Origin of the sequence: Rhodococcus sp. ARP2, from assembly GCF_001029585.1 — a bacterium.
GTDB lineage: Bacteria > Actinomycetota > Actinomycetes > Mycobacteriales > Mycobacteriaceae > Rhodococcus_F > Rhodococcus_F erythropolis.
Genome location: NZ_LEKE01000086.1, coordinates 45152 through 55835, shown reverse-complemented (window position 1 = coordinate 55835; position 10684 = coordinate 45152). Strand labels below are relative to the sequence as shown.

Below are 10684 nucleotides of genomic sequence, written 5' to 3'. Positions count from 1 at the left end.
ACGCCGTGACAATCACTTCAGTACTGGTCGCCAATCGTGGCGAAATCGCCCGCCGTGTCTTTGCAACCTGCCGCAAGAACGGAATCGGCACGGTTGCGGTTTTTTCCGACGCGGATGCCGACAGCCCGCACGTCGCCGAAGCCGATGCTTCGGTTCGCCTGCCGGGTAACACGCCTGCCGAGACCTACCTGCGGGGTGAGCTCATCATCGCCGCCGCCAAGGCTTCGGGCGCCGACGCGATTCACCCCGGCTACGGATTCCTCTCCGAGAACGCGGAGTTCGCGCGCAGCGTCATCGACGCGGGGCTGACGTGGATCGGTCCGCCCGTCGAATCCATCGAGCTCATGGGATCGAAGGTCGAGTCCAAGAAGATCATGGACGCGGCCGGAGTTCCGGTGCTGTCCGAACTCGATCCCGCTGCGGTGACCGACGCTCATTTGCCAGTGCTGATCAAGGCGTCGGCGGGCGGCGGCGGACGCGGAATGCGTGTCGTTCGTGAATTGTCGGCGCTGGAAGGCGAACTGGAAGCAGCGCGGCGTGAGGCGCAGTCCGCCTTCGGTGACCCGACTGTCTTCTGTGAGCGCTACCTCGAGACCGGTCGTCACATAGAGGTCCAGGTGATGGCCGACCGCCGCGGTGGGGTGTGGGCGGTGGGGGAGCGCGAGTGCTCGATCCAGCGTCGGCATCAGAAGGTGGTCGAAGAGGCACCGTCGCCGCTCGTGCAGCGCATCCCCGCCATGCGCGAGAAGCTGTTCGACGCCTCGCGGCTCGCAGCCAACGCCATCGGCTACGAAGGCGCAGGAACCGTTGAATTCCTGGCTGACGAAAAAGGCGACTTCTTCTTCCTGGAAATGAACACCCGTTTGCAGGTAGAGCATCCGGTCACCGAGTGCACCACCGGACTCGATCTGGTGGAACTGCAATTGCAGGTCGCTTCAGGTGAAGCACTTCCGGACGAACAGCCGGAGATCCGGGGGCATTCGATCGAGGTGCGACTGTACGCCGAGGACCCCGCCAAGAACTGGCAGCCTCAGAGTGGAACCGTTCACCACATCGAGTTGCCCGGTGACCCGCAAGAATTCAGTGTTCTGCGTGAGCAGGGCGTTCGCCTCGACTCCGGCGTCGTCGACGGCAGTGTTGTCGGCGTCCACTACGACCCGATGTTGGCCAAGATCATCTCGTACGCGCCGACGCGGACCGCAGCTGCCCGGCTGCTCGCGTCGACGCTGGCGCGCACCAGGATTCACGGCCTGCGCACCAACCGCGATCTGCTCGTCAATGTCCTGGCTCACCCCGCCTTCATTGCCGGGGACACCGATACGGCGTTCTTCGAGACCCATGACCTCGAGAAGTTGTCAACGCCTCTGGCCGACACCGACGCCGAAAGGCTTTCGGCGCTAGCGGCGGCACTTGCCGATGCCGCGCACAACCGGGCGTCGGCGCGCGTCATCGGCCGCTTGCCCAGCGGGTGGCGCAACCTGCCGTCGCAGCCGCAGAGCAAGAGCTACTCCACTGCGTCGGGCGACTACGACGTCCACTACTCCCTGAGCCGAAGCGGCGTGTTGAACGCAGAATGCTTCGACGACGTGAGCCTGGTATCGGCAACTGCTGCCCGGGTAGTGCTCGAGCAGAGCGGAGTACAGCGTTCGTTTGACGTGGCGGCATACGGGAGTGAGATTTTTGTCGACTCCTCGCTGGGGCCGGTCGCGTTGACGGCAGCACCGCGCTTCGTGGATCCGTCGGCGGAAGTCGCCGCCGGTTCGTTGCTCGCTCCGATGCCGGGATCGGTTATCCGCCTCGGTGCCGCACTCGGTGACACCGTCACTGCCGGCCAGCCGATTCTGTGGCTAGAGGCCATGAAGATGGAACACACCGTCACCGCGCCGACTGCCGGTGTCCTGGTAGAACTTCCGGTCGCCGTCGGCCAGCAGGTCGAAGTCGGATCGGTACTCGCACGTGTGGAAGAACCCGCTACAGAAGAGGAAGCATGATGAGTTTCATCGAAACCGAAGAGCAGAAGGAACTGCGGGCATCCGTTTCCAAACTGGGTGAGCGCTTCAACTACGTCGACTACGTGCTGCCCAAGGCGCGCAAGGGTGAGCCGCTCACCGAATTGTGGAACGAGGCGGGCAAACTCGGATTCCTGGGCGTCAACCTGCCGGAGGAATACGGCGGCGGCGGTGCCGGCATCTACGAACTCGCGCTGGTGCAGGAGGAATTGGCGGCACAGGGTGCCGGTCTGCTCCTGGTTGTCGTATCCCCGGCCATCTGCGGCACCATCATCGGCAAGTACGGCACGGCGGAGCAGAAGCAGCAGTGGCTACCCAGCCTCGCCGACGGTTCCAAGATCATGGCGTTCGGAATCACCGAGGCCGACGCTGGTTCCAACTCTCATCAGATCACCACGACGGCACGCAGGGATGGCGACGACTGGATCCTGAGCGGCAACAAGATCTACATCTCGGGTGTCGATCAGGCTGACGCGGTCCTCATCGTCGCGCGCACCGAGGACTCCAAGACCGGCAAGCTCAAGCCCGCTCTGTTCATCGTCCCCACGGATTCTCCCGGATTCGTGAAGACGCAGATGGAGATGGACATCATCGAGCCGGACCACCAGTTCATCTTGTTCCTCGACGACGTCCGTCTGCCGGCCGACGCTCTGGTCGGCGAAGCCGATGCCGCCCTGATGCAGTTGTTCGCCGGCCTCAACCCCGAGCGCATCCTGGGTGCGTCGATGGCCATCGGCATGGGCCGTTACGCCCTGAACGCTGCGGTGAAGTTCGCCAACGAGCGCACGGTGTGGAAGACGCCGATCGGTGCGCACCAAGGTATTTCGCATCCCCTCGCGCAGGTGAAGATCGAACTCGAGCTCGCCAAGCTGATGATGCAGAAGGCCGCGGTGCTCTACGACAGCGGCGACGATTTCGGTGCTGCCGAAGCCGCGAACATGGCAAAGTACGCCGCTGCCGAAGCCAGCATCAAGGCGCTCGATCAGGCGATCCAGACGCACGGCGGCGCAGGCCTGACGAAGGAATACGGGTTGGCCGCCATGCTCGGTGCGGCTCGTATCGCCCGTGTTGCGCCGGTGAGCCGCGAGATGATCCTCAACTTCGTCTCGCAGCACTCTCTCGGTCTGCCGCGGTCGTACTAAACGGTCCTACTGAAGAGGAGATTCATGACGGATCAGGACAAGCCATACGTACTGTACGAAGTATCGGGCGGTGCTGCCACGATCACTCTCGACTCACCCCACAACCGCAACGCGATTTCGACGCGGTTGGTCACGGAGTTACAAGCGGGGTTGACGTCAGCGGCCGCCGATCCGGCAGTTCGAGCGGTGGTGCTCACCCACACCGGTGGAACATTCTGTGCGGGAGCCGATCTCAGCGAGGCTTCCGGATCGTCCGCGTCACCGGAAGAGGCCGTCAAAGAACGAGGGCGGGGAATGCTGACGCTCTTGCGCAGCATTCTCGAGCTTCCCAAGCCGGTGATCGGGCGCATCGACGGTCACGTCCGAGCCGGGGGTATGGGTCTTGTCGGGGCGTGCGACATCGTCGTCGCCGGACCGGCGAGCACCTTCGCGGTGACGGAATCACGGTTGGGTTTGGCAGCGTCCATCATTTCGCTCACGGTCCTACCGAGGCTCGACCAGCGATCTGCGAGCCGATACCTGCTCACCGGAGAGAAGTTCGGCCAGCACGAGGCCGAATCCATCGGACTCGTCACCGCCGCGTCGCAGGACACGGGGGAGTCGATCAACGAACTGCTCGGCACCTTGCGCCAATGTTCACCGCAGGGACTTGCCGAATCGAAGTGGATCACGACGCGTTCGGTCCTGGCCGGATTCGACCGTGACGGCGAGGAGATGATCGCGCAGTCGGCCCGGCTGTTTTCCTCTGACGAGGCTCGTGAGGGCATGATGTCTTTCTTGCAGAAGCGTCCAGCAGCCTGGGCGCAGTAGAACTGCGCACTGGAACACAGCGGTAGAAAGGATGGCGGCGCGATGACTCGAGAACCCAAGCAGGACCGAAGTCGAGTCACGCGCTCCCACCTGCTCGAAGTGACTGTGGAGTGTCTCGCCGAACTCGGATGGAGCGCAACGACGATGAGCGTCGTCGCCCAGCGTGCCGGGGTGTCCCGCGGTGCGATGCAGCATCACTTCCCGACCCGCGAGGACCTCATCACCGCGGCGCTCGAGGTGATGTTCGACGCCAGGATGGATCAGGCACGAAAGGAATCGACCGACCTTCCGGTGGGTGCCGGACGAACCGAGGCGGTCATTTCGCGGTTGGTCGAGTACTACACCGGGACTCTGTTCAAAGCAGCACTGCAGGTGTGGACGGCCGCTGCCTCCGACCCCGACCTGCGGGCCCGCGTGTTGCCCCTCGAGGAACGGTTCGGGCGCATCGCGCACCGCATGGCCGTCGAGAGTCTGGGCGTCGACGACTCCGATCCGGTGACGCACCGTTTGGTACAGGCGACCCTGGACCTGGCCCGCGGGCTGGGGCTGGCAGACGTCTTGACCGACGACTCGCGTCGACGCACCGAGGTGGTCAAACAGTGGGCGGCGCAATTGGATTCCACGCTGGTTCGGGTACCGGTCGCAACTCCCTGAATCGGTAGCGGCGTGGCGGGACCGATGAGCGAGGTGCGCACGTGGCGTGTGTCGGGGGCCACCGAGAAGTACAGTCGGCTCCATGGCCGCACGCACCCTCACTTCGATCGGGACTTCGGTATTGGTCTCGGCTGCCGTGCTTTCGGCGGTGGTCGGCTGCAGCTCCGACGACGGGGCCGTCGATCAGCCGGGCGACGGCGCGGGTTCGCAGGCACTCGCACCCACCGATCCCGGTCCGATGTTCGCCGAATGCGGCTCGGTGACCGACGAAGAAGTTGTCAATGCCTTCAACCTCGGCGCTTTTGCGACGACGACGCGCAACGGTGTCGGTTGCCAGTGGGAGGTCGCTGGTTCGAGCGGTCCGAGCGTCAGTTTCTCCTGGTACCGCGGTAGCCCGATCGGCCGCGAACGGGCAGGGTCCGACCTGCTCGGACGTCCTGCCGACGACATCACGATCGGCGGTCATCAAGGCTTCATCGCGTCCACGGCAGGTTCGTTGTGCGAGTTGGGTATCGCGTTCGGCGGAGACTTCGTGCACTGGTCGATCACCTACGGCTTGCTGCCACCGACCGCGGATCCATGCACGGTGGCGCGGGATCTGATGGAAAAAACAGTTTCGAGGGCACAGTGAAGTTCGAGGGCGCCGTGAAGCGCGTAAGGATCGGGCTCGCCCTGGCTGGGTCGCTGGTTCTACTCACGGGGTGCGGCTCCGTGGTCACCGGGACTCCCCGTGCGGAGGGCAGCTACGGCGGTAGTGACAGCCAGGAATTCGCGAACGTCCTCCAAGAATGCGAAGCCGTCACCGACGAGCAGATCGCCGGTGCCGTGGGTGCCGACGCCGTCGGGCGTGGGTTCTTCGGCGCCATCTGCCGTTGGGACGGCATCGGGGCCGCGGGTCCGATCAAGATCACCTTCAACTGGTTCGAGACGGGCACCCTCGATCACGAGCGCGCTGCTTTCGAACATCTGGGATACGTGGTGGCGAAAATCGACATCAACGGTAGTGGCGGTTACGAGGTTCGCCAGCCGGCCGATCCGCAGAGTTGCGGCGTGAGCGCGAGCGCACCGGCCGGGGGAGTGTTCGGGTGGTGGGTCACCGAGCCGCAGGGCGGCGCGGATCCGTGCGAGGCCGCGGCAAAGCTCGGCGCGTTGACGTTGAACCGCAGCATCTGATCGTGACCGGTCCGGCTGCGTGGTCTGAGTTTGCAGCCAGAGTGTCTGGTCAGAGCGTGAGGTCACTATCACCGTGGCCTCGCTTTGACCTCGTGGCGCGCCGACAGGTATCGTTATGGGTCGTGTCCGGCATGCCCGGGCCGATCTGTGTGCCTAGCTAGGTATTGCCGTGCGCGCGTTCGAGCAGAAACTGCTGATGAACGAGCATCCGGCTGCCTGTGTGGGGGTATGCGACACGCCCGACCTCGGGGGCAGTGCGCGGCATGAAAGTGCTGAGTACAGACTCTGAGGTGGGTGAGGAGCAGCAGCTCTCTTGCTCCAACTGCTAGATCCCTAATTTCAGAACAGCCACGTTTTCGAACGGCCCGAGTTCGCTCGAGCAGTCTGTTCGTCACAAGAAAGCCGGTAAATGCCAACCATCAACCAGCTGGTCCGCAAGGGTCGCCGCGACAAGACCGCCAAGGTCAAGACGGCAGCCCTCAAGGGCAGCCCGCAGCGTCGTGGCGTGTGCACTCGCGTGTACACCACCACCCCCAAGAAGCCGAACTCCGCGCTCCGTAAGGTCGCACGTGTTCGCCTCACGACTTCGGTCGAGGTCACCGCGTACATCCCCGGTGAAGGTCACAACCTTCAGGAGCACTCCATGGTGCTCGTCCGTGGCGGTCGTGTGAAGGACCTCCCGGGTGTCCGTTACAAGATCATCCGCGGCTCCCTGGACACCCAGGGTGTCAAGGGTCGCAAGCAGGCACGCAGCCGCTACGGCGCCAAGAAGGAGAAGAGCTAATGCCACGTAAGGGCCCCGCTCCGAAGCGCCCGCTCATCAACGACCCGGTTTACGGTTCCCCGTTGGTGACGCAGCTCGTCAACAAGATCCTGCTGGACGGCAAGAAGTCCACCGCAGAGCGAATCGTGTACCAGGCTCTCGAGCAGGCACGCGAGAAGACCGGCACCGATCCGGTCGTCACTCTCAAGCGCGCCCTGGACAACGTCAAGCCTGCACTCGAGGTTCGTAGCCGCCGCGTCGGTGGCGCTACATACCAGGTGCCGGTCGAGGTTCGTCCCGGTCGTTCCACCACGCTGGCACTGCGCTGGCTGGTCACCTTCTCGCGTGCACGTCGTGAGAAGACCATGGTCGAGCGTCTCGCCAACGAGCTCCTCGATGCCAGCAATGGCCTCGGTGCAGCTGTGAAGCGTCGCGAAGACACTCACAAGATGGCCGAAGCCAACAAGGCATTCGCCCACTACCGCTGGTGATGTAAAGCGTCGGAGCAACTGCCATCGGGTGGGGCTCCGACGCTTGTCGCCGTTGGCGACCTGATCATCTCGCCGGTTTCCGGACGCAGGTGGCCAGGTTCGCCTCGGCAGAGACATAATTGAAAGACCATGGCCTTGACGGTGGAACACACCGGATACGGCCGACACCCGAAAACCAAGCAACGAGCGGGGAAGAAACCTGTGGCACAGGAAGTGCTGACTGACCTGAACAAGGTCCGCAACATCGGCATCATGGCGCACATCGATGCCGGCAAGACCACCACCACCGAGCGCATCCTGTTCTACACCGGTGTCAATTACAAGATCGGTGAGACGCACGACGGTGCGTCGACGACGGACTGGATGGAGCAGGAGAAGGAACGCGGCATCACGATCACGTCTGCCGCCGTGACTTGCTTCTGGAACAACAACCAGATCAACATCATCGACACCCCCGGCCACGTCGACTTCACGGTCGAGGTGGAGCGGTCGCTGCGCGTGCTCGACGGCGCAGTTGCTGTCTTCGACGGTAAGGAAGGTGTCGAGCCGCAGTCCGAGCAGGTTTGGCGTCAGGCTGCCAAGTACGACGTTCCGCGCATCTGCTTCGTCAACAAGATGGACAAGATGGGCGCGGACTTCTACTTCACAGTCCAGACCATCATCGACCGTCTCGGCGCGAAGCCGCTCGTTCTCCAGCTGCCCATCGGCGCTGAGGACGACTTCGACGGCGTCGTCGACCTGGTCGAGATGCGTGCCATCACCTGGCGCGGCGTAGTTCCGACCGGTGCACTGCCGACCATCGAAGAGATCCCCGCGGACCTCGTCGAGAAGGCTGCAGAGTACCGCGAGAAGCTGCTCGAAACCGTTGCCGAGTCCGACGAAGCTCTCATGGAGAAGTACTTCGGCGGCGAAGAGCTCACGGTCGAGGAAATCAAGGGCGCCATCCGCAAGATGACGGTCGCTTCCGAGCTGTACCCGGTCATCTGTGGCTCCGCGTTCAAGAACAAGGGCGTTCAGCCCATGCTCGACGCAGTCATCGATTACCTGCCGAACCCGCTGGACATCGGCGAGGTCGTCGGCCACAAGCTCGGTGACGAAGAAGTAGAGATCACTCGCAAGCCGAGCAAGGAAGAGCCGTTCTCGGCTCTCGCCTTCAAGATCGCTGCTCACCCGTTCTTCGGCAAGCTGACCTTCGTCCGCGCGTACTCGGGTCGTATCGATCCGGGCGCTCAGGTGCTCAACGCAACCAAGGGCAAGAAGGAGCGCATCGGAAAGCTCTTCCAGATGCACGCCAACAAGGAGAACCCGGTAGACGAGGCCGTAGCCGGCCACATCTACGCAATGATCGGCCTCAAGGACACCACCACCGGTGACACCTTGTGCGATCAGGCGAGCCCCATCGTCCTCGAGTCGATGTCGTTCCCCGCGCCGGTCATCCAGGTCTCCATCGAGCCCAAGACCAAGTCCGACCAGGAAAAGCTGGGCGTCGCGATCCAGAAGCTCGCCGAAGAGGATCCGACCTTCTCGGTCGAACTCGACGAAGAGACCGGTCAGACCGTCATCGGCGGTATGGGCGAGCTCCACCTCGACATCCTCGTCGACCGCATGCGTCGCGAGTTCAAGGTCGAGGCGAACGTCGGTAAGCCGCAGGTTGCGTACCGCGAGACCATCACCAAGAAGGTCGAGAAGCACGACTACACCCACAAGAAGCAGACGGGTGGCTCGGGCCAGTTCGCAAAGGTCATCATCGCTCTGGAGCCTTTCGTGGGCGAAGACGGTGCTACCTACGAGTTCGAGAACAAGGTCTCCGGCGGACGTATCCCGCGCGAGTACATCCCCTCCGTGGATGCCGGCGCGCAGGACGCGATGCAGTACGGTGTTCTCGCCGGCTACCCGCTCGTGAACCTGAAGCTGTCGCTGCTCGATGGTGCTTACCACGACGTCGACTCCTCGGAAATGGCGTTCAAGGTTGCCGGTTCGCAGGCACTGAAGGAAGCCGCCCGCAAGGCCGGCCCCGTCATTCTCGAGCCGCTCATGGCTGTCGAGGTCACAACGCCCGAGGAATACATGGGCGACGTGATCGGCGACCTCAACTCCCGCCGTGGCCAGATCCAGGCCATGGAGGAACGCAGTGGTGCCCGTGTCGTGAAGGCGCTGGTTCCGCTCTCGGAGATGTTCGGTTACATCGGTGACCTGCGGTCGAAGACCCAGGGCCGTGCGAACTTCTCCATGGTGTTCGATTCCTACGCAGAGGTTCCCGCGAACGTCTCGAAGGAAATCATCGCCAAGGCGACGGGCGAGTAAGCACAGCGAGCTCCCCAGCCCGCGCCGGCAAGTGACCTCGGTTGCTTCCGGCACGAAGCACGACCAAGTAACAACCAACCGCACTGCTGCATACGGCAAGCAACAACAGTCCAGGAGGACACAAAGTGGCGAAGGCGAAGTTCGAGCGGACGAAGCCGCACGTGAACATCGGCACCATTGGTCACGTCGACCACGGCAAGACCACGACGACGGCGGCCATCACCAAGGTTCTCGCGGATGCATTCCCCGACCTGAACGAGGCTTCGGCCTTCGATCAGATCGACAAGGCTCCCGAGGAAAAGGCTCGTGGCATCACGATCAACATCTCGCATGTTGAGTACCAGACGGAAAAGCGCCACTACGCGCACGTCGATGCACCGGGTCACGCCGACTACATCAAGAACATGATCACCGGCGCAGCTCAGATGGACGGCGCTATCCTCGTCGTCGCAGCTACCGACGGCCCGATGCCCCAGACGCGCGAGCATGTCCTGCTCGCTCGCCAGGTTGGCGTTCCTTACATCCTCGTCGCCCTGAACAAGGCCGACATGGTTGACGATGACGAGATCCTCGAGCTCGTCGAGATGGAGGTCCGCGAACTGCTGGCCGCTCAGGAATTCGACGAGGAAGCCCCCGTCATTCCGATCTCGGCACTCAAGGCACTCGAGGGTGACCCGAAGTGGACGCAGTCCATCCTCGACCTGATGGCTGCAGTCGACGAGTCCATCCCGGACCCGGTCCGCGAGACGGACAAGCCCTTCCTCATGCCCGTCGAGGATGTCTTCACGATCACCGGCCGTGGCACGGTTGTCACCGGTCGTATCGAGCGTGGCTCGGTCAACGTGAACGAGGAGGTGGAGATCGTCGGCATCAAGGAGACCTCCACCAAGACCACCGTCACGGGTATCGAGATGTTCCGCAAGCTGCTCGACTCGGGCCAGGCCGGCGACAACGTCGGACTGCTCGTTCGTGGCATCAAGCGCGAAGATGTCGAGCGCGGACAGGTTGTCGTCAAGCCGGGCACCACGACTCCCCACACGGAGTTCGAGGGCCAGGCATACATCCTGTCGAAGGACGAGGGCGGCCGCCACACCCCGTTCTTCAACAACTACCGCCCGCAGTTCTACTTCCGTACCACGGACGTTACGGGCGTCGTGACGCTGCCTGAGGGCACCGAGATGGTCATGCCCGGTGACAACACCGAGATGTCCGTCAAGCTCATCCAGCCTGTCGCCATGGACGAGGGCCTGCGCTTCGCAATTCGCGAAGGCGGCCGTACGGTCGGCGCCGGCAAGGTTGCCAAGATCATCAAGTGAGACTCTTGTCTCGCTAGCTGAT

10 protein-coding genes are annotated in these 10684 nt (G+C 63.2%); all 10 read left to right on the top strand.

The window, feature by feature from the left end:
- Positions 1–5: 5 nt before the first annotated feature.
- The 10 genes from ABX74_RS22520 (at position 6) to tuf (ending at position 10662) form a co-directional block, all read left to right on the top strand.
- Positions 6–1991, top strand: a complete 1986-nt coding sequence (locus tag ABX74_RS22520; protein WP_047889807.1) for a biotin carboxylase N-terminal domain-containing protein — start codon at positions 6–8, stop codon at positions 1989–1991.
- Positions 1991–3151, top strand: a complete 1161-nt coding sequence (locus ABX74_RS22515; protein ID WP_029536739.1) for an acyl-CoA dehydrogenase family protein — start codon at positions 1991–1993, stop codon at positions 3149–3151. Before ABX74_RS22520 ends, ABX74_RS22515 begins: the two co-directional genes overlap by 1 nt.
- A gap of 24 nt (positions 3152–3175) precedes the next feature.
- The gene (locus ABX74_RS22510) at positions 3176–3961 is read left to right on the top strand and encodes an enoyl-CoA hydratase family protein (protein ID WP_047889740.1); all 786 of its coding nucleotides are present in this window, start codon (positions 3176–3178) and stop codon (positions 3959–3961) included.
- Between the two features lie 42 nt (positions 3962–4003).
- Positions 4004–4615 carry a TetR/AcrR family transcriptional regulator gene (locus ABX74_RS22505; protein WP_047889739.1) on the top strand — a complete coding sequence of 204 codons (612 nt, stop codon included), beginning with the start codon at positions 4004–4006 and terminating at the stop codon, positions 4613–4615.
- A gap of 82 nt (positions 4616–4697) precedes the next feature.
- Positions 4698–5246 (top strand): DUF3558 domain-containing protein, encoded by a 549-nt coding sequence (locus tag ABX74_RS22500; protein ID WP_020906837.1) that lies wholly within the window; start codon positions 4698–4700, stop codon positions 5244–5246.
- Positions 5243–5788: a DUF3558 domain-containing protein gene (locus ABX74_RS22495; protein ID WP_019744285.1), complete on the top strand. Its 546-nt coding sequence runs from the start codon at positions 5243–5245 to the stop codon at positions 5786–5788. The genes ABX74_RS22500 and ABX74_RS22495 overlap by 4 nt, the downstream gene beginning before the upstream one ends.
- Positions 5789–6197: 409 nt before the next feature.
- A complete protein-coding gene (gene rpsL / locus ABX74_RS22490) occupies positions 6198–6572 on the top strand; it encodes a 30S ribosomal protein S12 (protein ID WP_003941908.1) in 375 nt (124 codons plus the stop codon).
- The gene (rpsG, locus tag ABX74_RS22485) at positions 6572–7042 is read left to right on the top strand and encodes a 30S ribosomal protein S7 (protein ID WP_003941856.1); all 471 of its coding nucleotides are present in this window, start codon (positions 6572–6574) and stop codon (positions 7040–7042) included. The genes rpsL and rpsG overlap by 1 nt, the downstream gene beginning before the upstream one ends.
- Positions 7043–7243: 201 nt before the next feature.
- A complete protein-coding gene (gene fusA, locus ABX74_RS22480) occupies positions 7244–9346 on the top strand; it encodes an elongation factor G (protein WP_047889806.1) in 2103 nt (700 codons plus the stop codon).
- 125 nt (positions 9347–9471) lie between these two features.
- Positions 9472–10662: an elongation factor Tu gene (tuf, locus tag ABX74_RS22475; protein ID WP_019744283.1), complete on the top strand. Its 1191-nt coding sequence runs from the start codon at positions 9472–9474 to the stop codon at positions 10660–10662.
- Positions 10663–10684: the final 22 nt, after the last annotated feature.